At 64.1% G+C, this 24,203-nt stretch carries 20 protein-coding genes, 2 pseudogenes and 1 other annotated feature; of the genes and pseudogenes, 19 read left to right on the forward strand and 3 right to left on the reverse strand.

Annotated elements, in window-relative coordinates; all coding sequences use genetic code 11:
- Nucleotides 1-4: 4 nt before the first annotated feature.
- The 8 genes from QX126_RS32305 (at nt 5) to QX126_RS32340 (ending at nt 8,367) form a co-directional block, all read left to right on the forward strand.
- Nucleotides 5-1,036 carry a PdxA family protein gene (locus tag QX126_RS32305; protein ID WP_315786503.1) on the forward strand — a complete coding sequence of 344 codons (1,032 nt, stop codon included), beginning with the start codon at nt 5-7 and terminating at the stop codon, nt 1,034-1,036.
- Nucleotides 1,026-2,483: an MmgE/PrpD family protein gene (locus QX126_RS32310; protein WP_315786475.1), complete on the forward strand. Its 1,458-nt coding sequence runs from the start codon at nt 1,026-1,028 to the stop codon at nt 2,481-2,483. Before QX126_RS32305 ends, QX126_RS32310 begins: the two co-directional genes overlap by 11 nt.
- Nucleotides 2,484-2,485: 2 nt before the next feature.
- Complete coding sequence (locus QX126_RS32315; protein WP_315786479.1) at nt 2,486-3,937, forward strand: MmgE/PrpD family protein; 1,452 nt, start codon at nt 2,486-2,488, stop codon at nt 3,935-3,937.
- A gap of 9 nt (nt 3,938-3,946) precedes the next feature.
- Entirely contained in the window at nt 3,947-4,108 is a 162-nt protein-coding gene (locus QX126_RS32320; RefSeq protein ID WP_315786481.1) for a hypothetical protein, read from the forward strand.
- A gap of 159 nt (nt 4,109-4,267) precedes the next feature.
- A complete protein-coding gene (locus QX126_RS32325) occupies nt 4,268-5,266 on the forward strand; it encodes an MBL fold metallo-hydrolase (protein WP_315744920.1) in 999 nt (332 codons plus the stop codon).
- 56 nt (nt 5,267-5,322) lie between these two features.
- Nucleotides 5,323-6,132: a transporter substrate-binding domain-containing protein gene (locus QX126_RS32330; RefSeq protein WP_315786484.1), complete on the forward strand. Its 810-nt coding sequence runs from the start codon at nt 5,323-5,325 to the stop codon at nt 6,130-6,132.
- A 259-nt stretch (nt 6,133-6,391) separates the two neighbouring features.
- Nucleotides 6,392-7,696 (forward strand): MFS transporter, encoded by a 1,305-nt coding sequence (locus QX126_RS32335; protein WP_315786487.1) that lies wholly within the window; start codon nt 6,392-6,394, stop codon nt 7,694-7,696.
- Nucleotides 7,693-8,367, forward strand: a complete 675-nt coding sequence (locus tag QX126_RS32340) for a GlcG/HbpS family heme-binding protein (RefSeq protein ID WP_315786489.1) — start codon at nt 7,693-7,695, stop codon at nt 8,365-8,367. Before QX126_RS32335 ends, QX126_RS32340 begins: the two co-directional genes overlap by 4 nt.
- Before the next feature lie 67 nt (nt 8,368-8,434).
- On the opposite strand, the gene QX126_RS32345 is transcribed toward QX126_RS32340, so the two are convergent.
- The gene (locus tag QX126_RS32345; protein WP_315739223.1) at nt 8,435-9,406 is read right to left on the reverse strand and encodes a LysR substrate-binding domain-containing protein; all 972 of its coding nucleotides are present in this window, start codon (nt 9,404-9,406) and stop codon (nt 8,435-8,437) included.
- Between the two features lie 156 nt (nt 9,407-9,562).
- Between QX126_RS32345 and QX126_RS32350 the strand changes: the two genes are divergently transcribed.
- From QX126_RS32350 to QX126_RS32390, 9 genes are all read left to right on the forward strand, one after another.
- Nucleotides 9,563-11,017, forward strand: coding sequence for an aldehyde dehydrogenase family protein (locus tag QX126_RS32350; protein WP_315786492.1), 1,455 nt, complete (start codon nt 9,563-9,565; stop codon nt 11,015-11,017).
- Between the two features lie 30 nt (nt 11,018-11,047).
- Nucleotides 11,048-12,838 (forward strand): thiamine pyrophosphate-binding protein, encoded by a 1,791-nt coding sequence (locus tag QX126_RS32355; protein ID WP_315786494.1) that lies wholly within the window; start codon nt 11,048-11,050, stop codon nt 12,836-12,838.
- Nucleotides 12,839-12,880: 42 nt separating this feature from the next.
- Nucleotides 12,881-14,119: an ABC transporter substrate-binding protein gene (locus tag QX126_RS32360; protein ID WP_315786496.1), complete on the forward strand. Its 1,239-nt coding sequence runs from the start codon at nt 12,881-12,883 to the stop codon at nt 14,117-14,119.
- A 45-nt stretch (nt 14,120-14,164) separates the two neighbouring features.
- Complete coding sequence (locus QX126_RS32365) at nt 14,165-15,034, forward strand: branched-chain amino acid ABC transporter permease (RefSeq protein ID WP_315739227.1); 870 nt, start codon at nt 14,165-14,167, stop codon at nt 15,032-15,034.
- Nucleotides 15,031-17,610 (forward strand): branched-chain amino acid ABC transporter ATP-binding protein/permease, encoded by a 2,580-nt coding sequence (locus QX126_RS32370; protein WP_315739228.1) that lies wholly within the window; start codon nt 15,031-15,033, stop codon nt 17,608-17,610. The genes QX126_RS32365 and QX126_RS32370 overlap by 4 nt, the downstream gene beginning before the upstream one ends.
- A 70-nt stretch (nt 17,611-17,680) precedes the next feature.
- The gene (locus QX126_RS32375; protein ID WP_315739229.1) at nt 17,681-18,103 is read left to right on the forward strand and encodes a cupin domain-containing protein; all 423 of its coding nucleotides are present in this window, start codon (nt 17,681-17,683) and stop codon (nt 18,101-18,103) included.
- Between the two features lie 10 nt (nt 18,104-18,113).
- Nucleotides 18,114-19,103, forward strand: a complete 990-nt coding sequence (locus tag QX126_RS32380; protein WP_315786498.1) for an NAD(P)-dependent oxidoreductase — start codon at nt 18,114-18,116, stop codon at nt 19,101-19,103.
- On the forward strand, nt 19,100-19,813 hold the full coding sequence (locus QX126_RS32385; protein WP_315776797.1) for an SDR family oxidoreductase: 714 nt from the start codon (nt 19,100-19,102) through the stop codon (nt 19,811-19,813). The genes QX126_RS32380 and QX126_RS32385 overlap by 4 nt, the downstream gene beginning before the upstream one ends.
- A 2-nt stretch (nt 19,814-19,815) precedes the next feature.
- Nucleotides 19,816-21,513: an FAD-dependent oxidoreductase gene (locus tag QX126_RS32390; RefSeq protein ID WP_315786500.1), complete on the forward strand. Its 1,698-nt coding sequence runs from the start codon at nt 19,816-19,818 to the stop codon at nt 21,511-21,513.
- A gap of 731 nt (nt 21,514-22,244) precedes the next feature.
- Here the strand turns inward: QX126_RS32390 and QX126_RS32395 are convergent.
- Nucleotides 22,245-22,625 carry an avidin/streptavidin family protein gene (locus QX126_RS32395; RefSeq protein WP_315786501.1) on the reverse strand — a complete coding sequence of 127 codons (381 nt, stop codon included), beginning with the start codon at nt 22,623-22,625 and terminating at the stop codon, nt 22,245-22,247.
- Nucleotides 22,626-22,708: 83 nt separating this feature from the next.
- On the opposite strand from QX126_RS32395, the pseudogene QX126_RS32400 reads away from it, so the two are divergent.
- Nucleotides 22,709-22,891 (forward strand): annotated as a pseudogene (locus QX126_RS32400) (GMP synthase (glutamine-hydrolyzing)); the annotation flags it as partial.
- A 245-nt stretch (nt 22,892-23,136) separates the two neighbouring features.
- Here QX126_RS32400 and QX126_RS32405 read toward each other — a convergent pair.
- A pseudogene (locus QX126_RS32405) lies at nt 23,137-23,432 on the reverse strand (IS3 family transposase); the annotation flags it as partial.
- Nucleotides 23,233-23,349 (reverse strand) — a sequence feature (AL1L pseudoknot). It overlaps the preceding pseudogene by 117 nt.
- A gap of 235 nt (nt 23,433-23,667) precedes the next feature.
- Between QX126_RS32405 and QX126_RS32410 the strand changes: the two are divergent.
- The gene (locus QX126_RS32410; protein ID WP_315739234.1) at nt 23,668-24,036 is read left to right on the forward strand and encodes a hypothetical protein; all 369 of its coding nucleotides are present in this window, start codon (nt 23,668-23,670) and stop codon (nt 24,034-24,036) included.
- Nucleotides 24,037-24,203: the final 167 nt, after the last annotated feature.

A 24,203-nucleotide genomic window follows, 5' to 3' on the forward strand; every position in this document is an offset into this window, starting at 1 on the left:
ATCCATGGTTCTCTGTGAAGACTTGCCAATCGTGGCGCTGGTTCCCGGTGATTGCACCGGTATCGGTCCTGAGCAGACGGCGCGAATCCTCTCCGATCACCGGCTGGCCGATGCGGCGCGCCTCGTCGTGGTGGGCGATGCCCGCGTGCTGGAGATGGGAATGGCGCATGCCGGCGTGAGCTTCGATATCGAGCGGATCGGCTCCCCCAGCGAGGCTTCCTGGGCTTCTGGCAAGATACAGCTAATCGATCTCGGCAACACAGACCCGTCGAGGCACCCGATCGGAAAGGCCAGCGCCGAGTCCGGGCGACTCACCGGAGAGACGCTGTCGCGGGCGATCGATCTTGCCAAGGACGGCGCGATCAATGCCATCACCTTCGCGCCCTTGAACAAGCGGGCGATGTTCGACGGCGGCTGGAGGTACCCGGACGAGCACAAGATGTTCGCGGACCTGCTCGGGCACCGTACCTATTTTTCTGAAATGAATGTGCTGGATGGTCAATGGATGTCGCGCGTCACCGGGCACCAGTCCCTGCGCGAGGCGCTGAACGACATCAGCCCGGCGCGGATCGCCGATGCGGTGGTCCTCGTCGACAGGATGATGCGGAGATCCGGAGTCGCTGCGCCGCGGATCGCCGTGGCCGCGCTGAATCCGCATGCCGGCGAGGGCGGCTTGTTCGGTCGCGACGAGATCGAGATGATCAAGCCGACGGTCGAGGCGATTGCGAAAAAGGGCATTGTCTGCAGCGGTCCGTATCCAGCGGATACGGTTTACATTCGCGCCTTTTCCGGCGAGTTCGACAGCGTCGTCGCGATGTATCATGACCAGGGGCAGATCGCGACGAAGCTGCGCGGCTTCAATCGCGGAGTGACCGTCACGGCCGGCCTTGAGACCGTCTTCACCACGCCCTCGCACGGCACGGCGTTCGACATCGTCGGCAAGGGCGTCGCAAACACCGGCGCGCTCGAAAGCGCGGTCCGGCTCGCCGCGCAATTGGCCTCGTTCAAAGCCCGGGAGACGTCACATGTACACTGATCGCAGGACCCTGCTTCAGGCCGCCGCCGCTCTTCCCTTGTCCGCGGTCGGCGCGAATGCGGCTTTTGCACAGGCTGAGGCACCGGCGGCGCCCGCCGCGGCGCCGCCCAAGGAGGTCACGCGTACGCTTGCGCGGTACATCGTCTCGGCGGGATACGATGATCTGCCGGTCAAGGTCCGCAAGGAAGGCGTGAGGACGCTGCTGAACTGGGTCGGCGTCGCGATCGGCGGGTCGCGACATGAAACGGTTGATATTGCGGTTGCCGCGCTGGCACCGTTCTCAGGCCCGCAGCAGGCGTCGCTGTTCGGCCGGCGCGAGCGGTTCGACATCATGAACGCCGCCTTCATCAACGGCGTGTCCAGCCACATCTTCGATTTCGACGACACCCATCTGAAGACGATCATCCATCCGGCCGGCCCGGTGGTTTCGGCGATCATTGCGCTCTCGGAAATGCAGCCGGTCTCCGGAAAGGAGTTCTTGAATGCGCTCGTCCTCGGTGTCGAGACCGAGTGCAGGATCGGCAACGCCGTCTATCCGAACCACTACGATGTCGGCTGGCACATCACCGGGACTGCCGGGGTGTTCGGTGCGGCTGCGGCTGCCGGCAAGCTGTTGAAGCTCAACGAGCAGCAAATGACCTGGGCGCTGGGCCTCGCCGCGTCGCAGCCGGTCGGCCTGCGCGAATCGTTCGGGTCCATGAACAAGAGCTTCAACCCCGGCCGCGCGGCATCGAACGGCATATTCGCCGCCATTCTGGCGTCGAAGAATTTCACGTCGTCGGACGGGATGATCGAGGCGAAGCGCGGCTGGGCCAACACGATCAGCACGAAGCAGGACTATGGCGAGATCGTCGGCGATCTCGGCAAGCGTTACGAAGCCGCGCTCAACACCTACAAGCCGTTCGCCTGCGGCATCGTGCTGCATCCGGCGATCGACGCCGCGATCCAGCTGCGCAACGAGAACAGGCTGACGGGCGACCGGATCGATCACGTCGATCTCAAGGTCAATCCGCTCGTGCTCGAGCTGACCGGCAAGAAGACGCCGCAGCAGGGGCTCGAGGGCAAGTTCAGCATCTATCACGCGGTGGCCGTGGCGATCGTGGAAGGCGCGGGCGGAGAGAAGCAGTTCAGCGATCGCGCGGTAACCGATCCGACGGTGCTGTCGCTGCGTAGCAAGGTCATTCCGGTCATCGCGCCCGAGATCAAGCCGGAGCAGGTCGAGATGACGATCGTGCTGAAGGATGGGCGGAAGCTCAGCCGCCGCATCGAGCACGCCGTCGGCAGCGTTGAAGTGCCGATGACCGACCAGCAGCTCGAGGCGAAGTTCTCCGATCTCGCCGACGGCATCGTTCCTGCCGCATCGATCCGGCGGATCATGGACGCCTGCTGGAATGTCGAGGGCCTGTCGAGCGCAGCCGACATCGCGAAGATGTCGGCGTCGGCGTGACCATGGAGAACGGGGCCCAGCTGTCACGTCGCCGGCTCCTGCAATCGGCGGGGGCGTTTGCTGCGATCTCGGCGATGCCGATCCGTTTCTCCCGTGCCGCCGGCTCGGGCGTAACCGAACGCTTGGCGCGCTACATGGTCGCGGCGCGCGACCAGGAGCTGCCGGAGCAGGTGGTGCTCGCATGCAAGCACCGCATGTTCGACACGCTCGGCGCCATGGTGTCCGGCGCTCGGATGCATCCGGGCGAGATGGCGCTGAAATACGTGCGCAGCCTCGGCGGCGCGCCGCAGGCGTCCGTCGTCGGCTCCGACTTCCGGACGACGGCCGTCAATGCGGCGATGGCAAACGCCATGTGCGCTCACGCCGACGAGACCGACGATTTCGAACCGGTCACCAAGGCGCATCCGGGGTGCGCGGTCATCCCTGCCGCGCTCGCGATGGCTGAACGGGAGCATTGCAGCGGGCGCGACGTGATCCGCGCCGTTGTGCTCGGCTACGACTTGACCTGCCGGCTTCTGATGGCGCTCGGGCCGGACCTGGTGCGCGGCTCGCATCGCAGCGCCGAGGGCACGTCGTCGACATTCGGTGCGCTCGGCGCGGCGGCCTCGCTGGCCCGGCTGGACGAGCGGGGCATGCGTCACGCCATTTCCTATTCGGCGCAGCAGGTCTCAGGGCTGTGGAGTTGGGTGAAGGACAAGGACCACATCGAGAAGGCATTCGATTTCGCCGGCATGGGCGCGCGCAACGGCGTCGTGGCCGTCGACATGGTGATGGCGGGGCTCACCGGCGTCGATGACGTGCTCGATGGCACCCACAACCTGTTCATCGCGCTGTCGAGCGATCCGAAGCCGGAGGAGATGGTCAAGGATCTCGGCAGCCGCTTCTACGTCACGGAAACCGCCATCAAGACCTTTTCGGTCGGCTATCCGATCCAGTCGCCGCTGGATGCGCTGCTCACGCTGCGCCGACAGCACGGGCTCACTCCAGACAACGTCCGCAGCATCCTGGTCAAGCTTCCGACCGACGCGATGGGCATCGTCGGCGACAGCGCCATGCCCGACGTGAACTGTCAGCATCTCGTCGCACTCGCCTTGGTCAAGGGGGCCGTCTCATTCGCCGACAGCCATGATGTCGCGCTGATGCGCGACCCGATGATCCTGGAGCAGCGTGGGAAGGTGACGCTTGTAGGCGACAAGAGTCTGATGGATCCGGCCGCGCCACGCGGTGCGATCGTCGAGGTGACTCTGGTCGATGGCCGCAAGGTCGATCATTTCACTAGGCATCCGCCGGGCACCAGGGAGAATCCGCTGAGCACGGAGGCCGTCAACGCCAAGACCAGGGATCTGATGACGCCCGTTCTGGGGCGTGAGAAGACGGAGAAGCTGATCGACATGGTCGGGCGGCTCGAAGAAATCGACGACATCGGCCGGTTGCGCGCACTATTCGCGGCGTGATCGGCTGTCATGGCGATGAGAAGCGATATCGACGATCCCGACACCGGCTGGAAGGGACGAGGTCTGTGGACCACGACCGGCACGCGCGCGAGCTTCCACGGCGAGGGCGGCAAGGAGGCGTCGGCGAAGGTTTACAAGGTGCAGATGAGGCCTGATCCGCTGGCCCACTGAAGCAAAACGCCACGGGGAGCCTTCACGGGTCGTCCCGTTCTGGGACTGAGAGACATGAAGACGACATCACGACGCGAACTAACATGTCGATCAGGATCGTCTGAGGTCCCGCGCCGCGTTCAATTTCATCGTCGTTGGATCGACCAGAAGGAGAGGCACGTGATCAATCTCAACCGTCGTCAGTTGTTGGCCGGCGCAGCCTTGGCAGGGACTGCGGCCGCTACTCGCCTCGGCACGGCGCCCGCCGGAGCGGCTATGAATCCGGCCGGCGCGCAGGCAGCCGGCTTCTACCGCTACAAGGTGGGATCGTTCGAGTGCATGTCCATCAATGACGGTGCGCGCACGTTTCCGGTTCCGGACAAGTTCGTCACCAACGCGTCCAGGGAGGAGGCGGTCGCCGCCGCCGACGCCGCCTACATGCCGAAAGGGATGGTGACCATCCCCTTCAACCCCCAAATCATCAATACCGGCAGCAAGCTCGTGCTGATCGACACCGGGAACGGTGTGGCCAATCTCGAGCCCAGCAAGGGCGCGGTCGGCCGAACCCTGCAGAACCTTGCTGCGGCAGGCGTCGATCTGAAGGCCATCGATGTCGTGCTGCTGTCGCATCTGCACCCCGACCATACCAACGGCATCCGCGCAGCCGACGGATCGATGGCGTTCCCGAATGCCGAGATCATGGTGCCTGCGAAGGATTGGGACTTCTGGACCAGCGAGGACAACGCGGCCAAGGCGCAGTCCAGCGAGATGATGAAGAACTACTTCGCCAATGTGAGGAAAACCTTCGCCGGTATCGAGTCGAAGGTGACGAAATATGACTGGGACAAGGAGGTCGCTCCGGGGATCACGTCGATCGCGACCCCCGGCCACACGCCAGGTCACACCTCGTTCGCGGTCGCGTCGGGCAACGCGAAGGTTCTGATCCAATCCGATGTCACCAACATCCCGGAATTCTTCCTGCGACATCCGGATTGGCACGTCGTCTTCGACACCGACCCCGATCTTGCGCAGCAGACCCGCCACAAGTTCTACGACATGGCGGCCGCGGAGAAGGCGATCGTGATCGGATTCCACTTCGCGTTCCCGTCGGTCGGACACGTCGAGAAAGACGGCGCCGGCTATCGGCTGATCCCATCATCGTGGAATCCGACGCTATGAAAGACCGGCACATTGTCAGCACGGCGGTACCCATGTCGGATCGCGCCAGACCACGCATGAAATCGACCGGTCCGCTTGCATCGCTTTGTTGTGCCATCGCAAGTCTTTGCCTGGGCTTCTCGGCCATGATGGCGGGAGCAGCTGCGCAGGATGCGCGCGAGATCGCTCCGACCGGCGTGTTGCGCGTCGCTGTTGCGGTCGGGCCGGCCGCCTCGGCGTTCTGGACGACACGCGATCCGGCGACAGGCAGGCCTGTCGGCGTGACAGTCGAACTGGCCAAGGCGGCCGCAGGCAAGCTCAATGTGCCGCTCGAGCTCGTAGAATATCAGAGCTCGGACGAAATCGCGGCCGCCGGCAGCAAAGGCGCGTGGGATCTGTCCTTCATGCCTGCGGATCGGAAGCGAGAGCAGTTCGTCGATCAGGGACCCGCTTATGTCGCCTATATGAGCGGGTATCTCATTCGCGCCGGCTCGGACATCACCTCCGTTGCCGAGATCGACCGTCCGGGAATCCGGGTTGGCTGCATCGAAGGCACCTCGACGTCCAGAACGGTCGAGGCGAGCATGAAAAGTGCCAGCGTTACGAAATTCGTCAAACCCGAAGCGGCCGCTGACTTGATCGGTCAGAGTCGGCTCGACGCCCTCGCCATGGGCATGGAAGCATTGGAGGAGCTATCGCGGCGCCTGCCGGGCAGCCGGGTCTTGAACGAGGTCATCCAATCAATGGGCGTCGTCGTGGTCGTCCCGAAGGGCAAAGTGACGGCGCGGGAGTGGGCGGCCGGATTTCTTGCAGATGCCAAGGCGAATGGCACAGTACGCCGAGCGCTCAATCAAAGTGGATTTGTCACCGCCAAGGTCGCCCCGTGATGCCGCGGTGAGCTCCGGCCAAGCCATATCTTTCGCTTATGAGCGCCAACGCCAAATCGTATTTTGGCTGTCCTGGAATTCCGTCTATCTCCAATTGGCGGGCGATGAAGCTGTCGGCAATCATGATGGGCACGACCGGCAGGCCCGCGCAGAAAGTGCGCCTGCATGGTCCATGCGGCCACCCGATTGTACTGCACTCGCGCTTGTTCTCCCGGCCAACGAAGAAGCGCATCTGGTTCGCGTCCTGGCCTGAAAGTGAATGATCATGAAACTGGGCTGGTATTCCGAACTCGACGAGGTCGAACGCCGGACGTATTGGGCTTGCTTCGCGGGCTTTGGTCTCGATTCGTTGGATTCGACGATCTATGCGCTGGTCATCCCGGCGCTGATTGCAACAATCGGACTGACGCGCCCTGAAGCCGGCTATCTCGCGACCGCAGCCCTCGTCGGTGCAGCCGTCGGTGGCTGGGGCGGAGGGATCCTTGCCGATCGCATCGGCCGCATCAAGGTCCTGCAACTGACGATCCTCTGGGTCGCCCTGTTCACGCTCGCATCGGCTTTTGCGACGGGCTTCAACTTCTTGCTGATCGTGCGTTTTCTCCAGGGCCTCGGCTACGGCGGTGAGGCGGCCGTGGGTGGCGTCCTGATCAGCGAGGTCGTCAGGCCCGCGCTGCGCGGCCGGGTGGCCGCGTCGGTGCAGAGCAGCTACGCGGTGGGTTATGCGATTTCCGTCGCGCTGCTCCCCGTGATTTCATCGCTGTTTCCTGAAGAGCTTGGCTGGCGCGTGTTCTTTGCGGTCGGGATCGCGCCGGCCTTTCTCGTGTTCTTCATTCGCCGCCTTGTGCCGGAGTCCGGGCTTTATCGTCAAAGCCGCGCGGACAAGACAGCCGGACTGCCGGCCTGGACGATCTTCACCAGGGCCCATGTGCGGCGTACCGTGGCGGCGGTCACGATGGCCACCGGCATTTTCGGCGGTGCCTATGTGATGATCACGTGGCTGCCGACCTATCTGCGCACCGTCCTCAACCTGACGGTGGGGAGCAGTGCAGGCTATCTTGCCATGAACATCCTGGGTTCGTTGGTCGGACCCTTGCTCTATGGCTGGCTTTCGGATCGCACGGGCCGGCGTCCCGCATTCATGATCTTCCTGCTATGCCAGGCCGTGAACGCGAGCATCTACCTGCTTGCTCCGATCGGCGCCAACACGACGATCCTGCTCAGCTTCTTTCTGGGCGCGTTCCAGGGTGGGTTGGCATCAGGAATGTTGCCGACCTTTGCCGAATTGTTTCCGACCGAGATTCGTGCGAGCGGGCAGGGCTTCTGCCTCGGCGGCGGGCGTGGGTTTGGCTCGGTCGTGCCTGCGACCGTGGGCGTGCTTGCTGCGTCGCATCCTCTTGGCTTGTCGATGGGCCTTTGCGCGCTCGCCGCCTATGGACTTGCTTTCATCGCCGCGATGGCTTTGCCCGAGACGAGCGGCGCTGACCTGCTGCGTATGACACCGTTGGAGATGCAAACAGGGCAGCCCGAAGATATCGGCAGCTTGGAAGCGCGGCGGTCGGAATGAAGCGTAGAGACGCGCCGGGTGCCGCCGGCGCGGAGCGCGCGCCAACGGAGGCAGAGAACGACACGCCTCGTCGAGTAAAACAAGGCGGCCAGGCTGGCCGACGAGCACGGAGAAAGCAACAGGGTCGGGAGGAAGACATGTACTATCGGACCATTTTGAGCATCATCGCATGCGTCGCAGCTTTGCACTTATCGAGCAGCCTCGCCCAGACATCGAACACCGACAACCCCAACGACGCGGTCGCGGATGCACTGAATCCGCCGCCTTATGGCGAGCCGATCAGCCTGGAGATGGCCAAGAAGGTGGCTGCTGCGGCCGTTGCCGAGACGACGAAGCGCAACTGGAACGCCTTCTGCATCTCCGTGGTCAATCCGAGCGGCGATCTGGTCTATTTCGAAAAGCAGGACAATTGCCAATATGCGTCGGTCGGCCTGTCTCAGCACAAGGCGCGCACGGCGGCACGTTATCGACGCCCCACGCTGGTGTTCGAGACGCTGCTCGGCAAAGGCGCGTATTTCGCCTATCTCGCCACGCTCGATGACGTGATCGCATCGCGGGGCGGCAATCCGCTGATGGTGGACGGCAAGATCATCGGTGCCGTCGGTGTGAGTGGTGGGTCGGGCGCCCAGGACAACGTCGTATCTCTGGCCGGGCAGGCGGCGCTGAAGTAGACGAGACCGGGCCGGGGGCGGATCGCGATGCCGTCGCGATCCGCCGGTCAGACGGTCGGCGCGTGCGCTAGGCCGCCGGCGGGATCGCGGAAGACATGGAGTCGTCGACCAGGCTGACGCCGCGCCATTGTCCGGATGTGACGAGCGTTCGCGCCGTATCCTGGAGCTCCTTGGCGACGGCGAGGGCTGCAGGCGCCAGCAGGTCTGGCTTGATTGAATAGACATAGTTGCGTCGCGTGATCCGGGCGTCCGAGATGGGCAGGGCGCGCCAGTCCTCGCTGCTTCGTCCTCCTGCCTGCAGCGCCGACATCGGCTTGATGGTGACTCCGATGCCCTCACCGACGCAGCTCATCACCAGCGAGAGCGAATCGATCTCGGCGACCACATTCGGCGTGATGTTGCGCCGCTCGAACTCTGCAGCTACACGCCGGCGCAGGCCATGAGTTCCCGTCGGCAGGATCAGGGGCAGCTTTGCAACTTCTGCAACTGTGATGCTGCAACGGTGGCGCGGCACCAGCGGGCTGTCGGCAGGGAGAAGCACGAACAGTTCCTCGTCGAGCAGCGGAATCGCGTCGAGCTTGGACGACACGTCGTTGTTGAACAGGATGGCCAGGTCGAGCTGGCCAAGCCGCATCATGTGAGCGATGTGGCCGCTCATTCCCTCGACGACATTGAGAAGGATACCGGGATATTTGGCGCGGATGCACTTGGTGAGTGGCAGCCCGATCGCGAGCACGGTCGTTGCGGGTAAGCCGACCGACACCATGCCGCTCACCTCTGCCGAATCCTGGCGGGCAATCGACAGCGCATGGTCGAGCTGCCGCAGCATGAAACGGGCGTGATGGTAGAGCGCAAGGCCGTTCTCGGTCGGGATCACGCCGCGCGAGGAGCGCTGCAGCAAGGGCCTGCCCACTTCCTCCTCGAGCTTTGCGATCTGCTGGCTCAAGGCGGGCTGCGCAACGAACAGGCAGCGCGACGCCTTCGACAAACTGCCGCTCTCGACGATCTGGGCGAAATAGCGCAACTGACGCAAATCCATGGGCGGGCACCGCACTGCCGGGGAAGAACGAGACGTTTCCGCCGAGCTATATGCTCAGCTTATAGCAACTAATCCAAAACAGTATTTTTGCTAATGTCAATTTCTCTCTAAGGACGAGGGTAACAGGCGTAAGACCCCTTTGGGAGGAACCAGACGATGGCGGACGCTGCGGTTCAGAGACAGGCGTCGGCCGAACTGCCATCGTGCCGCCTCTTGATCGCCGGCGAATGGGTGAACGGTACGCACACCGTCGCCGTGCTCGACAAATTTCGCCTGCAGCCCGCCATGTCCGCGCATCTGCCGTCGCGCGAGCAGGTCCGCAGCTGCATGATCGCCGCGGAGCGGGCGTTCCAAGCCAATGTGCTGACGCCCTATGATCGCGGCCTCATCCTCGATCGCGCTGCGGTCGAACTAGAGAAGCGTGTGTCGGAGCTGGTGGAGGTGCTGCGCCAGGAGGCGGGCTTTCCACGCCGCGATGCAATGGGCGAACTCCAGCGCTGTGCGACGACATTCAGGCTCTCCGCCGAAGAGGCGCGGCGGCTTGCCGGCGAGATGGTGCCGATGGAGGGAGCAGCTGGCCAGAAAGGCCGTATCGGTTTCACCATCCGTGTGCCGCTCGGCGTCGTGGCCGCGATTACGCCGTTCAATGCTCCGCTCAATACGGTGGCGCACAAGGTTGCGCCTGCACTGGCGGCTGGTAACGCCGTGGTGCTGAAACCGTCGCTGCATACGCCGATGACGTCCTGCATCATGGCCGAGTGCCTGATCGCAGCCGGTCTGCCATCGGGCCTGATGTCGGTAGTCCATGGCGATAGCGAGGTTGCCGATTGGCTGATGAGCGAAGCTGCCGTGAAGTTCTTCGCTTTCACCGGCAGCACAGAAATTGGCCGCATCATCCAAAGCAAGGCGGGACTACGCCGAACCCAGATGGAGCTCGGCTCGATCTCGCACTGCCTGATCTGCGAGGACGCCGACCTCGATATTGCACTGCCGAAGGTCGTCAACGCCGGCTTCCGCAAGGCCGGCCAGGTCTGCACATCGATCCAGGTGTTGCTGGTGCAGCGTTCGCTGATCGGGCAGGTGGAGCAGAGACTTTCAGAGCTCGTTGCCGGGCTGCCCTACGGAGACCCCGGCGAGGACGACACCGTTGTTGGGCCGGTCGTCAGCGAGGCCGCGGCTCAGCGCATCGAGGCCTGGATCGCGCTGGCTGAGCAGAACGGCGCGCGGCGTCTGGTCGGTGGCGCGCGGGCGGGCGCCGTGATTCCTCCGACACTGCTCACGAATGTCGACAAGGCGACGCCGCTCGGCTGCCAAGAAGTGTTCGGACCCGTGATGTGCATCGCGCCCTTCGACGTGCTGGACGAGGCGATCGCGCGCGTCAACGACACACCCTATGGGCTTGCCACGGGCATTTTCACAAAGCGCTTGGACGAGGCTCTGCAGGCCGCGCGGCAATTGCAAGTCGGTGGCGTTCACATCAACGAGACTCCGAGCTCCCGCGTGGACCTCATGCCGTATGGCGGCTCCAAGGATTCCGGGTTCGGCCGCGAAGGGCCGCATTACGCCATCCGCGAAATGAGCGAAGAGCGTATCGTGACGATCCTCGCATGACGCGGACCGTCACCTGACAAGGATCTGACCATGACCAAGATGAAGGGCGGCGAAGTCATCGCCGAATATCTCGTCAAGCAGAAGGTGCCTTTCGTGATCGGCATCTGCGGCCACGGCAACGTCGGCATCCTTGACGCGCTCTACCAGGTCCGTGATCGCGTCAAGCTGGTGTCGCCCCGCCACGAGCAATGCGCCGGTCACATGGCCGACGCCTATTTCCGCGTCAAGCACAGTCCGGTCGCGACCCTGACGTCGACCGGGCCGGGCTCGGCCAACATGGTGATGTCGCTCGCGACTGCGTTGTCGGACTCCTCGAGCTTCCTTGCTATCACCGCCAATGTTCCGACGTCGCAGGCCAATCGCGCACCGTTCCAGGAATTGTACGCGCACAACCAGGCTGATTTTGCCCAGGTGCTGCGCCCGGTGGTGAAGCGTTCGTTCCAGCCAAGCCGCGTCGACATGCTGCCGCTGGCGCTGCGCCAAGCCTTCGACACCATGGTCACGGGACGTCCCGGCCCGGTCAATCTCGATATTCCGTACAATGTTTTTCAGGAGGAGGCCGACGTCGTGCTGCCGCCGCTGTCGCATGTTCACGGCAGTCACCGGCCGAGCGCGAGCGAGGCCGACGTCACCAAGGCGCTCGATCTGATCGAAGCCGCCAGGCGGCCGGTGTTCTTCATCGGGCAGGGCACGACCCTCTCGGAAGCCGGCCCTGAGATCAGTGCGTTGCAGAGCCGCTACGGCATTCCGGTCATCACCTCGCCTAATGGCATGGGCTGCGTGCCGTCGGATGATCCACTGACGCTCGGCTTCATCGGCCGCAACGGCGCTTATCCCGCCAACCAGGCCGGCCGTCATGCCGATCTCGTGCTCTGCATCGGAACGCGTTTCGACGATCGCTCGTCGTCGAGCTGGCACCAGGGCTATTCCTGGAATTTCCCGTCGACCAGGCTGCTGCAGGTCGACATCGATCCGGCGGAGCTCGGCCGCAACTATCCGCCGACGCTCGGCATCATCGCCGACGCCAAGACCTTCGCCGGGCAACTGCTCGCGGCGCTGGAGCGTCGCCCCGCGATCCGCCGCGAAAATTTCGCGGCGTGGCGCGACCAGATCGGGACCTGGAAGGCGGAGTGGGAGGCGTTCGTGCGGCCGCACTTCAGCGCCGACACCACGCCGATCCGGCCGGAATATGTCGTCGGCGCCCTGCAGGACGTGCTGCCGGACGACGTCATCCTGTCGCTCGACTCCGGCGTGCATCACAACTGGTTCATGCAGTTCTGGCAGCCGAAGCGGCCGCAGAGCATGATGAACAGCTGGGGTTTTTCGTCGATGGGGTTCGGCGTCTGCGGCGTGCTCGGCGCGCAGCTGGCCGCGCCCGACCGTCCCTGCGTCGCGGTGGTCGGCGACGGCGGCTTCATGATGGCGCCATATGTCGTCGCCACTGCCGTCGAATATGACCTGCCGTGCGTCTGGATCGTCTGGAACAACTTCGCCTGGAGCGCGATCCGCGATTTGCAGTATGGCCTGTTCGAGGGCCGCGAGCTCGGCACCGCGTTCTATCGCGGCAATCAGGGGCCCGGCGGGGATCGCTACAACCCCGACTTTGCCGCCTGGGCGCGCGCCTGCGGCGCTGACGGCGTGACGGTGGCCCGCAGCGCCGACCTGCGCGGTGCAGTCGAGACCGCGATCAAGAACCGCCGCCCCTGCGTGATCGATCTGCATGTCGACGCCGAGGTGCGCCCGCCATCGACGGGCACCTGGGAGCTGCCGCCGATCCCATTCAAGGAGCCGGTGTTCGGCAAGCCTTACAAGCGCGACTGACGATACAAAACAAAGATAACAACATCGAGAGGGAGGAGCACCATGTTCAAGCGTGATCTGAACCGGCGATCTTTCATGCGCGCGTCGGCCGGCGTGGCTGCCGCATCCGTGCTCGGCGTCGGCGGTCCCGCGCGAGCCCAGTCCGATGGGCCCGTCCGCATCGGCATGATCTATGCCAAGCAGGGGCCGGGCGCCTCGATCGGTGAGTACCTGCAACGCGGCAGCGCGCTTGCGGTCGAGCAGGCCGGCAGCAAGGTGCTGGGTCGCCCGATCGAGCTGGTCTGGCTCGACGAGCCCAATCCCCAGGTGTCGCAGCAGAACATGCAGCGGCTTGTCGACGAGAGCAAGGTGGTCGCCGTGGTCGGCGGCAACTACTCGTCCTCGGCGCTCGCCATGATGAGCGTTGCCAATCGCGAGAAGGTGCCGCTGATCCTGACCGGCGCCGCGGCCAGCGAGATCACCGGCAAGAGCTGCAGCAAGTACACGTTCCGCACCCAGGCGACCGTGCCGGTTCAGATGGCCGGCCTGATGCCCTACGTCTCCAGCATCGGCAAGAAGGTCTATTTCATCACGGCGTCATATGCCTTCGGCCAGGACATCCTGCGCGCCTCGCGCGCGATGCTGAAGCAGGTCGGCGCTACCGAGGTCGGGGTCGACGAGGTGCCGATCAACACCGCGGACTACAGCTCCTACATCCTCAAGATCCGCCAGGCCAAACCGGACGTGATCGTCGGCGGCCTGGTGGGCGGCGACTTCTCCAACTTCCTGAAGCAGTGGAACGAGATGGGGATGAAGGACAAGATCCCCTATGCGGCGGTCGCCGTCACGGACACCGACTTCTGGGACGTCGGGCCGCAGGCCTCGACCGGCATCTACATCAAGCCGTGGTACTACAACAATCCGAAGAATACCGCCGCCGAGCAGAAGCTGATCGAGGATTTCAAGAAGAAGTACAATCAGCCACCATCGGACAAGACGTGGTCGGGCTGGATCGGCATGCGGGCGCTGTTGGAATCGATCGAGGCGGCGAGATCGACCGAGGCCGCTCAGCTCGTGGCGCATCTCGAGCAGTGGAAGAACACCGAAGGCGAGTTTCCGTTCTTCTTCCGCGACTGGGATCACCAGCTGGTGCGTCCGGCCGTCATCGTCCAGATCAAGAAGCAGATCACCGACAAGTTCGACTATTTCGACGTGCTGAAGAACACCTCGGCGACCGCCGAGGAGACGGCGAAGGCGTTCGGTACCAAGGAGGATATCGGCTGCAGCCTGCCGTCGCTGTGAGGCGGGGCGACCCCGGTTCCTGCAGCGCACCGACAGGCTCGAACGATGCTCGACACTCTCGTCTCCCAGGCGGCCAATGGACTCGTGCTCGGCTTCATCTACGTGCTGATCGCCGTAGGTCTGTCGATCACCTTCGGCCTGCTCGGCGTCATCAATTTCGCGCATGGCGCCTTCTTCGCGCTGGGGGCCTACGTGGCCTGGCAGCTGTTCCAGCTATTTGGCTGGAGCGCCGTGATCCTGGCGCCGCCGGTGGTCGGGCTGATCGGCATGGCTGTGGAGGTGACGATCATCCGCCGCCTCTACGGCAAGGAGCCGTTGCTCAGCCTGATCGTGACCTTTGCGCTGGCGCTGCTGATCGAAGCGGTGATCCGCTATGCATGGGGCGCCGACGGCAAGCCGTTCAATCCGCCGCCGGCCTTTGCAGGGATCGTTGAAGTTGGTCCTCTCCTGATCACCAAATATCGCGTGGCCGTGCTCGGCGCGACAACCGCGACCTTGCTCGGCCTATGGGGCTTCCTGGCGTTCACACCCTATGGCCGGATCCTGCGTGCCGGCAGCCGGGACCCGGAGATGGTGGAGTTGCTCGGCATCAATCTGCCGCGGGTGCTCACCGCGGTGTTCGGGCTCGGCTGCATGCTGGCGGCGATCGCTGGGGTGCTGGCCGCGCCGCTGTGGACGGTGTCGCCGTCAATGGCTGCCAATGCGGTGATGCCAGCGTTCGTGATCGTGGCCATCGGAGGGCTCGGCTCCTTTCGGGGCGCAGTGGTCGCCGGACTCGCGGTTGGAATCGTCACCTCGCTGACCATTCAGTTCTGGCCAGAGGCGGCCGCCGCATCGATGTATGCCTTGATGTTCGCGATCATGCTGCTGCGGCCGCGCGGACTATTCGGCGAGCGCTGGGAGCGTTTCGAATGACGACGGCCAAGCCCGTGCTGCAGCGGCTCGCAAGTCACCCGGTGCTCGTGGCGGTCGCGATACTGGCGCTCGCCTCCGGCATCGCGCTCGCTGTGGGCATGCCGATCCATCGCGTGACCCAGATCGCGATCTACACGCTCTACGGCGCGGAGGTGAACTTTCTGATCGGCTATCTCGGCCTGGTGCCGTTCGGCGCCTCTTTTTTCTTCGGCTGTGCGAGCTATGCGCTGGCAATCGGCCTGGGCTTCATGCCGGCCGCCAATGAAATCACCGGCCTGGCGATCGCGGTGGCATTTTCGCTGCTGCTGGCGCTGATCGTCGGCGCCATCATCCTTCGCCGGCGCGGACTCTACTTTTCGCTGCTGACGCTGGCGTGCTCCCAGATCGCGTTCGAGATTGCGTTCAAATGGACCTCGGTGACCGGAGGCGAGAACGGCCTGCAGAACGTCGCGCGTCCGCTGTTTCGCTCCGCGCTTGCCTTCCACGGGTTCACGCTCGTCGTGGTGATCGGGTCGTTGTGGATGATGTGGCGGCTGGCGCATGCGCCGTTCGGCCGACTGATGCAGGCGTTGCGCGACAATGAGCAGCGGGTCGCAAGCCTGGGTTTCGACACCTACCGCACCAAGCTGATTGCGCTCGTCATTGCCGGCGGCGGCATCGGCGTCGCCGGAGGTTTGATGGCGCTGCTGCTGCAGGGCGTCTACGCCAACAATCTGAACTGGGAGCATGCCGGCGATCCGGTGCTGATGGCGGCGCTGGGCGGCGTACATCATTTCCTGGGGCCGTTGTGGGGCGCCATCGTCTTCATCGTTTTGGAGGACCGGCTCAGCGCCATCACGGAGAATTGGTGGCTGGTCTTCGCCCCCATCATCATCGCCTTCGCGCTGCTGTCAGATGAGGGCATTCACGGCATCTTCCAGCGCATCGCCGGCCGCAGCCGCTGGACCCTGACGCGCAATGTCATTCCATCGCGGCCGCGCGACATCGTTCCTTACGCGCCGGATCGTGCACGCCAGGCTGCGGCGACGGCCTCAGAGGTGCCAATTCTTGCGATCCGCAACCTGTCCAAGCATTTCGGCTCGATCGTGACCCAGAACGACGTGTCCTTCGAGATGAGCCGGACCGGACTGCACAGCCTGATCGGCCCCAACGGCGCCGGCAAGACCACGTTGTTCAATCTGCTGACCGGTGTGCTCCGGGCCAACGCCGGCACCATCCTGTTCGAGGGCATGCCCATCGATCAGTTGTCGCCGTACAAGCGCGCGCGGCTCGGCATCGCCCGCTCGTTCCAGATCCTGAGCGTCTTTCCCAACCTCACCGCGTTCGAGAACGTGCGTATCGCGGTGCAGGCTGCCAACCGGCAATGGACGGGTCTTTGGCGCGATGCCTATGACGATGCGGCTGCAAACGCGAAGGTGTGGTCGCTGCTCGATGCCGTAGGCCTCGCCGATCGAGCCGCCGAGCTTTGCTCCGCGCTGGCGCATGGTGAGAAGCGGCTCTTGGAGATCGCGGTGTCGCTCGCGATCGATGCCAAGCTCCTTCTGCTCGACGAGCCGCTGGCTGGTCTGGCGGAGTCGGACCGCAAGATCGTAGGCGAGTTGATCATGCGGCTGGCGAAGTCCCACGCCGTGCTGTTGATCGAGCATGACATCGACCGCGTGCTGGCCATGTCCGACCGCATCACGGTTTTGCATCAGGGGCGGCTGATCGCCGACGGCGAGCCGGCGGAGGTGGCGGCCCATCCCGAAGTTGTCACGGCCTATCTCGGCACAGCCCATGGCCAAGTCGCGGCGGCTCCGTCGCGAGCGACCAATGTGACGCCGCTTCCCGGCAGCGCCGCCGCCGAGCCGCTGCTCAGGCTCGAGGGCGTGCGCGCCGGCTACGGCGGTGGCACCGTGCTCGACGGGCTCGACCTGGCCGTGCGGCCTGGCGAAGTGGTGGCGCTGCTAGGGCGCAACGGCGTCGGCAAGACCACCGCGCTGCGGGCCATCACGGGCACGGTGCCGGCGAGCGGCGGTCGCATCACGTTCGACGGCAGGCAGCTCAACCGGCTACGGCCGGACGAGATCAACCGGCTCGGCATTTCGCTGGTGCCGGAAGGACGCCGTCTGTTTCCGAACCTGACCGTGCAGGAGAATCTCAAGCTCGCGAGCCGCGCCGGCGGCGCGTCGCTCGACGACGTGTTCGATCTGTTCCCGAAGCTGCGCATCCTGCACAAGGCGCGTGCCGAAAATCTCTCCGGCGGCGAGCGGCAGATGGTGGCGATTGCGCGCGCGTTGATGGTGCCGAGCCGGTTGATTCTGCTCGACGAGCCGTTCGAGGGCTTGGCGCCCGCCGTGGTGCAGGAGGTCCGCGACGCCGTGTCCAAATTGAGGTCGCGCGCGAGCCTCGTCATCGTGGAGCATCATGCCGAGAGCGTGCTGGCGATGGCGGACCGCGCCTATGTGCTGGTGAATGGGCGCGTGGCCCATGTCGGCGATGCTGCCGCGCTCGCGGCCGATCACGAGCTGCAAGGGCGTTTGCTTGGCATCACTCAGACCGCTGATGCAGTGCAACGCGCGGCAAACGGGTCATGAGCAGCTGCGAGTTCGTGACCATCGGCATCTGCTGGCCGGCCAAATCTGAACCTTCCTGAGGAGATGAGACATGACCATCGTCGTTCCCGGACCGAACGCCTACGCGAATGCGGCGACAGAGAAGAAGGCGGTGACGCGCAATCTCGCCGAGATCTTCTGGACCCAGTATCCAGGCCACTACAATCAGGCGCTGTCCAAGGCGATCGTGACACCGGATACCACAGGCAGCCGCTTCTTCGACTATCGCATCTCCTCCTACGAGCCCGGCGCGCATGTCGAGAGCCATTCCCACAAGGTGCAGGAGCAGATCTATCACGTGCTGTCGGGCGAGGGCATCCTGATCCTCGATGGCGAGCGCCGGCTGGTCCGCGCCAACGACGTCACCTACATTCCGCCGGGCGTGGTGCACGAATTCCACTGCACCGGCAACGACCCGCTGCTGTTCCTCGTGATCACCAGCCCGCCGACCGACGAGGAGCCGGCGCCGCGGTGAGGGGCCGGGCATGACCACGAGCAAGACCATTCTGGTCACCGGCGCCTGCGGCTGGCTCGGCACGGCCATCGCGCAGGCGCTGCTCGCGCGCGGCGATCGCGTCATCGCCATCGACCTGGTGGTCTCGCCGGCCATGGCCGCACTCGCCTCGCAACAACAGCTACTCGTCAACGCTGCGATCGATCTCGGCGAATGGCATGAAGTGCTGCGGGCGTTCCAGACATTCCGTCCCGATGCAGTCATTCATGCCGCTGCGGTGGTCGGTGTGGTTCAGGCCGCTGACATTCCGTTGAAGGCGCTGCGGGTCAATGTCGAGGGCGCGATCAACCTGTTCGAGGCGATGCGGCTCTCCGGCGTCAGGCGCGTCGTGCAGATCTCGACCGAGGAGACCTATGGCGACTTCCAATCCGCCGTGATCGACGAGGAGCACCCGCAGAAGCCGGCCAGCGTCTACGGCGTGACCAAGCTCGCAGCCGAGCACTATGGTCGCGTCTATTCGCGCGATCACGGTCTCGAATGCATCAATGTGCGGACCTGCTGGGTCTACGGACCGCATCTGCCGCGCCTGCGCATGCCCCGCACCTTCATCGAAGCCGCATTGCGCGGCGAGCCATTCCATCAGGAGGACGGCGGCAATCTCGCGGTTGATCAGGTTTATATCGACGATACCGTGGCTGGCGTGCTGCTCGCGCTCGACAAGCCGCATCACAGCTTCGACGCCTATAATGTTGCGACCGGTGTGGCACCGACGCTGCGCGACACGGCCGACGCCGTCAATCGCGCCATTCCCGGTGCGAGGATCACGGTCGGCGACACCGGTCCCTATCATCATGGCGGCCGCGTGCTGAGCGCCGTCAAGGGCGCGCTCGATATCGGCCGCGCCAAAGCGGAGCTCGGCTACCAGCCGCGCTACGATCTGCAAAAAGGCATCGAGGCGACGATCGAAGCGACGCGGGCCGCGATGGCGAAGATACCATCTCCATCAAGGAATCGAAAATGACCACTTCTTCTCCGATCGTTCTCATCTTCGGCGGCTCCCGCGGCATCGGCGCCGCCTGCGCGCGGGCGTTTGCCGTCGCCGGCTGGCAGGTGGCCTCGACCTACGCCACCCACCACCCGTCGGACGGAGGGCCCGGCAGACAATACAAGGTCGACATTCGCGATGCCGCGTCGGTCGCGCAGGTCTTCGCTCAAGTTGCCGCCGACCTCGGTGCTGCGCCGCAGGCCGTCATTGCCAACGCCGGCATCAACGTGCCGGCAGGCCCGCTCGCGAGCTTCAGGCCGGAGGACTTTCGGCTGCTGATGGAGGTCAACGTCCTGGGTGCCTTCAACGTGCTGGCGGAGGCAGCGCGGCGCGTGCGCGACGGCGGCGCCATCGTCGCGATCACGACATCGCTGGTCCGCCACGCGGTGCCGGGCACCGGGCCCTATGCGGCGACCAAGGCAGCGGTCGAAAGCCTGGTGCGGTCGATGGCGAAGGAGCTCTCGGCGCGCGGTGTTCGCGTCAATGCGGTGGCGCCCGGTCCCGTCGACACCGATCTTTTCAATGCCGGCAAGACCGAGGAGGCCAAGCAGCGCATGGCGGCGTTGAGCCCGTTCAACCGCATCGGCAAGCCGGGCGAGATTGCGGAGGTGGTGCGCTTCCTGGCCTCCGGCGAGGCCTCCTGGATCCAGGGCCAGATCGTGCAGCCCAATGGCGGCATGGTGTGAGCATGACGGCGGCGCTGCACGCCGGCGAGACGTTCGATGTCGTCGTCGTCGGAGCCGGCGCGGGCGGCATGACGGCGGCAACCATCGCCGCGGCTGACGGCTGCTCGGTGCTGCTGCTGGAGCAGGCCGAATTCGTCGGCGGCACCACCGCCATCTCCGGCGGCATGGTCTGGATTCCTGCCAATCACAAGGCGGCCGCGGAGGGGCGGGCGGATACGCTGGAGGCGGCGCGCACGTATTTGGACCGGACCGTGCCGGGGCAGGACCGCACGCGGCTCGAGACATTCCTTGCATTTGGCGACGAAGCCTTGCGCGATCTCGAGGTCCGCACTGCGCTGCGGCTGCAGCCGGTGCCGACCTATCCGGATTATTATCCCGACCTGCCCGGTGCCACCGCGGGAGGCAGGGTGCTGGAGCCGCTGCCATTCGATGCGCGCGGCCTCGGCGACGCCTTTGCGCTGCTGCGCGATCCGCTGCCGGAGTTCATGCTGTTCGGCGGCATGATGATCAGCCGCCAGGATATCCCGCATCTGCGCCGTGCCGGCCGATCGTTGCGCTCGACCCTGCATGCGGCCAGGCTGCTCGTGCGCTATGGCCTGCAGCGGCTCACGGCGCGGCGCGGCACGACGCTTTATCTCGGCAACGCGCTGGCGGCGCGGTTACTGCGCTCGGCACTCGATCGTGGCGTCGTGATACGCACCGGCACCTCCGTCCAGCAGCTTGAGGCCGACGCGCAGGGCAGGGTCTCGAGGCTCGAAATTATCGATCGCTCCGGCCGCTCCTGGATCACCGCAAGGCGCGGCGTGGTGCTCGCGACCGGCGGGCTGTCGCATGATGCCGAGCTGCGCCGCTGCTATGTGCCTGAGGCCGCCGGCCTGCTGTCGGCCACCGTCGACCCCGGCGCCGCACCACGCGGTGCGCGGCTGGCCATGGCCCTGGGCGCGTGCCTGTCGGCGCCGACGAAAGCGGGCGCGTTCTGGGTGCCGGCGTCGACCTTCACACGGGCCGACGGCAGCCGTGGCGTCTTCCCGCACACGGTCACCGACCGCGCCAAGCCCGGCCTGATCGCGGTCGATGGCACCGGCCGCCGCTTCGTCAACGAGGCGGTGTCCTACCATGAGTTCGTGCGCGCGCAGCTCAGGCACGCGACGGCTGTTCCTGCCTGGCTGATCTGCGATCGCCGCTTCCTGTGGAGATACGGCCTCGGCAAGATCAAGCCGTTCACGCGCAGTGTCGCGCGTGATGTCGCTGCCGGCTATCTCAAGCGTGCCGACAGTCTGGACGCGCTCGCGGAGACGATCGGCGTCCCGGCGCAGGCGCTGACTGCAACCGTCTACCAGTTCAACGCCGGTGCGGTGCGCGGCGAGGATCCCGCCTTCGGCCGCGGCGGCAACATCTATCAGCGTGCGCTCGGCGACGCCGATCAGCATCCCAATCCCTGCGTCGCGCCGATCCTGGAGCCGCCTTTCCATGCCGTCGCGGTTTATCCGGCCGATCTCGGCATGTCTGCGGGCCTCGTCACCGATGCGCGCGGGCGGGTGTTGCGCGCGGATGGCTCATCCATTCCTGGCCTGTTCGCCTGTGGCAACGACATGGCCTCGATCATGGAAGGGGCCTATCCCGGGCCCGGAATCACGTTGGGTCCGGCGCTGGTCTTCGGCTGGCTCGTGGGCAGGAATGTCGCCGGCGGGAATGTTTGAGGGCTCTCATGCTCTTGAGCTCGCTCCAGGCATGGCTCGATGTGACCTCTCGAAGCCTGGAGGCATGAGAACGACTTGGTCACACTTCGCGGCTTGTGAAAGTCGGCCACGGGTTGTTGCCTGAAGTGGGGACGCGGCAGTGGTTAGGAGGACTGTTGTCGTTGTCCAGGGTGGGGTGGCCTTCCCCACCCGCCGCCCGGCCAACGCACGTAACTGGCTCGCTGGCGTAGTCGCGCCGCTTCGGATCCCCGCCGGCTCGCTGCTATATCGCGTGCAACACGGGATCAACTTGGGAAGTTTGCAATTGACGAACGACTCGGGGCTGCTCGAGTAGCGGACAGTGCTCGTATTTGGGCAACTCGAGATGATATGGTTGCACGTCCCCGTAATGAGGCGACTTGAGCATCATGCGCCTCTGCAGCCTTTTCCTGATATCGCCTGGCCGACGCGCTGCTTTCGGAGTTGAATTGTCGTTCCCGCTCAGCTCTCATTCATGAGCTGCTGGCACCAAGGTTAGAAGTTGCTCATTGCCGTGTAGGCAATAGCAGCCGATAGTTGCCGAACGGGCGCTCGGCATGAGCGCACAAGATATTCCTGTGGAATCAAGATCAAACCAAATCGTCGGTCTCGCGATCGGCGCCCTGAAACGATACCTGCGCAAAAGCCTTCAAGATCAACGCCTTAATCTAGCACGAGACAATCGAGTGGGAGTAGGGGGCGGCAGCGGGTCGTTAGACCCGCCAGAATGTGTCGGCTCCGGCGTTGATGGATTCCCATTCGCTGCCGTCGGGAACAGCTTTCGTCATCTGCCATAGTGTCACCAGCCGCGGCCCGTCCTGGTCTTCAATATGCTGCCCGACCCACGACGTGATCGAGTCTAGTCCGTTCCAATTCACGGAGAAGGTCACAAGCTTGCCGCTCACCCAGCCGACCAAGGGACCTTCCGCCGCAATCTGGCCGGCGTCGTTCTTATAACTCTTGTAGTGCCCCGTGAGAGTTGCCCCATTCTGATCTAGGTGCATCTCTGACCGGAGCTCATTTTTCCAGTCGCCGCCGATGTTCAGTGGTTCTGTTGCGGGCATTGAACGCGAGAGTGCTGGCTCAAGGCGCATAGAGTGTGTCCTCCTGGTTGTTTTATGCTAACCTGGCACGTCTTGGGTCACTTGGGAAGACTGATCGAGCGCTGAGCAGCAGCCGAACGTGTGACCACTGCGTTGGCCGACGCGCAGCGACCCCGACCGATAGCACGACCGTGGACTTCTATCCGTTCGACATGACGTTTCTGGGTAGCGTCGCGACGCGCATCATCAATGAGGTGAAGGGCATGAACCGGGTGGTTTATGACGTGACGAGCAAGCCGCCGGGAACGATCGGGTAGGAGTGAGGGCGTAGGCAGCCTTGAGATCATGGGTCTCGAGAAGCGCAAGTATTTCGCGCCCTCACTGAAGTTGGCTGCGGCCTGATCAAAGCTGGCGCCAATCTAGACCTGCACTCAAACAAAATGGGAATAGCTCCGCGCTAAAGAAAGCAGAACGACCAGACGTATCGTCAGCATAGGCTCTACTTCAGCCTAAAATAACGCGGATAGGCCGCAATCAGACGATTGGTGCTCCGTCGATGATTTCGTACCAGATCAATCTTCAGCCCGGCGTCCTGCTTAGCGCGCGCCGACAGCTTGGTCGGATCGCGCCGCTTGGCCTCATGGGCGTGGTAGGTCGAAGGGGCGATCGGCAAGACCTTGCAGATCGGCTCGACCCCATATGTCCCACGGTGATCGTCGATGAAGGCGATCATGGCTTGGACCGGCGGTCGAGCTCCGCCGTCGCAAAATAGGCGCTTGCCTTGCGTAGGATCTCATTGGCCTGCCGAAGCTCACGGTTCTCCCGTTCCAGGGCCTTCAGCCTCTCGGCCATGTCGGTCGGAACGGTTCAGTGGCGCGATCAGGGTGCAGGTTCTCAATGAAATTGCCAATGCCGCGCCAAAAAATGGGCACGGGACTTCGGCCGATGTCGCACGCCGAGATTTGGACGAGCTCTTGCGTTGTCTGCCTGACTTGCGCCCAGTTTCTCGGCTGTCAAAGCAGGCATTCCTCATCGTCCCAAGTGGTTAGGGTGAGGCGATCAATCGTTCAATCCGGCCCGGAGAGCCGTCGTCATGAAGAAGTTCATAATGTTCATCTGTCTCGCTCTGCCGAGTGTGTCCGCCGCCGCTGAAGTCGGATCGAAGGATCTGATCGTCGCAAGCATCAACGACTGCCTGAAAGAAGCCGTGAGCGCCGGGGGCCTGGAAGACGGCGGTGACGCCATCATTCTTGCCTGCAAAGGCGATAAGGCACACGTCCTGTTCAACATGCTGGGCGGGAAGATCCGAGCCGAGATCGTGCAGGACAAGAATGGTAAATTTGAGAACAGGCCGTTCGGCAACAACACCTGCTACCACCGGATTGAAGATGCAGGCGGCAAGACCTCTGACGAGTTCCGATGTGATCTGGTCCTCGTCACAGGAGATGTCTTCAAGAATTAGCGAGATCAGCCGAGCGATCTGGGCTTGATCAACCCGGACGAGAGGTGGATTACGGTGACCGTGGAATTACGGTGACAGTGCTGGACTGCACCCCTTAAGTGAGACACGATAATTTCTGTGACAGTGGGGTTGCCACGACGACTATCGTGCCTTGTTTTGCGCGAACG

Source organism: Bradyrhizobium sp. SZCCHNPS1003 (assembly GCF_032381555.1).
Classification (GTDB): domain Bacteria; phylum Pseudomonadota; class Alphaproteobacteria; order Rhizobiales; family Xanthobacteraceae; genus Bradyrhizobium.

Excerpts from the sequence above, each read along its gene's own strand:
- QX126_RS32340 (WP_315786489.1), top strand. The coding sequence starts at position 7,693 with ATGAAGCGTAGAGACGCGCCGGGTGCCGCCGGCGCGGAGCGCGCGCCA.
- QX126_RS32315 (WP_315786479.1), top strand. The coding sequence starts at position 2,486 with ATGGAGAACGGGGCCCAGCTGTCACGTCGCCGGCTCCTGCAATCGGCG.
- QX126_RS32395 (WP_315786501.1), bottom strand. The coding sequence starts at position 22,625 with ATGCGCCTTGAGCCAGCACTCTCGCGTTCAATGCCCGCAACAGAACCA.
- QX126_RS32390 (WP_315786500.1), top strand. The coding sequence starts at position 19,816 with ATGACGGCGGCGCTGCACGCCGGCGAGACGTTCGATGTCGTCGTCGTC.
- QX126_RS32320 (WP_315786481.1), top strand. The coding sequence starts at position 3,947 with ATGGCGATGAGAAGCGATATCGACGATCCCGACACCGGCTGGAAGGGA.
- QX126_RS32375 (WP_315739229.1), top strand. The coding sequence starts at position 17,681 with ATGACCATCGTCGTTCCCGGACCGAACGCCTACGCGAATGCGGCGACA.
- QX126_RS32310 (WP_315786475.1), top strand. The coding sequence starts at position 1,026 with ATGTACACTGATCGCAGGACCCTGCTTCAGGCCGCCGCCGCTCTTCCC.
- QX126_RS32360 (WP_315786496.1), top strand. The coding sequence starts at position 12,881 with ATGTTCAAGCGTGATCTGAACCGGCGATCTTTCATGCGCGCGTCGGCC.
- QX126_RS32345 (WP_315739223.1), bottom strand. The coding sequence starts at position 9,406 with ATGGATTTGCGTCAGTTGCGCTATTTCGCCCAGATCGTCGAGAGCGGC.
- QX126_RS32335 (WP_315786487.1), top strand. The coding sequence starts at position 6,392 with ATGATCATGAAACTGGGCTGGTATTCCGAACTCGACGAGGTCGAACGC.
- QX126_RS32355 (WP_315786494.1), top strand. The coding sequence starts at position 11,048 with ATGACCAAGATGAAGGGCGGCGAAGTCATCGCCGAATATCTCGTCAAG.
- QX126_RS32385 (WP_315776797.1), top strand. The coding sequence starts at position 19,100 with ATGACCACTTCTTCTCCGATCGTTCTCATCTTCGGCGGCTCCCGCGGC.
- QX126_RS32370 (WP_315739228.1), top strand. The coding sequence starts at position 15,031 with ATGACGACGGCCAAGCCCGTGCTGCAGCGGCTCGCAAGTCACCCGGTG.
- QX126_RS32330 (WP_315786484.1), top strand. The coding sequence starts at position 5,323 with ATGAAATCGACCGGTCCGCTTGCATCGCTTTGTTGTGCCATCGCAAGT.
- QX126_RS32410 (WP_315739234.1), top strand. The coding sequence starts at position 23,668 with ATGAAGAAGTTCATAATGTTCATCTGTCTCGCTCTGCCGAGTGTGTCC.
- QX126_RS32350 (WP_315786492.1), top strand. The coding sequence starts at position 9,563 with ATGGCGGACGCTGCGGTTCAGAGACAGGCGTCGGCCGAACTGCCATCG.
- QX126_RS32305 (WP_315786503.1), top strand. The coding sequence starts at position 5 with ATGGTTCTCTGTGAAGACTTGCCAATCGTGGCGCTGGTTCCCGGTGAT.
- QX126_RS32365 (WP_315739227.1), top strand. The coding sequence starts at position 14,165 with ATGCTCGACACTCTCGTCTCCCAGGCGGCCAATGGACTCGTGCTCGGC.
- QX126_RS32380 (WP_315786498.1), top strand. The coding sequence starts at position 18,114 with ATGACCACGAGCAAGACCATTCTGGTCACCGGCGCCTGCGGCTGGCTC.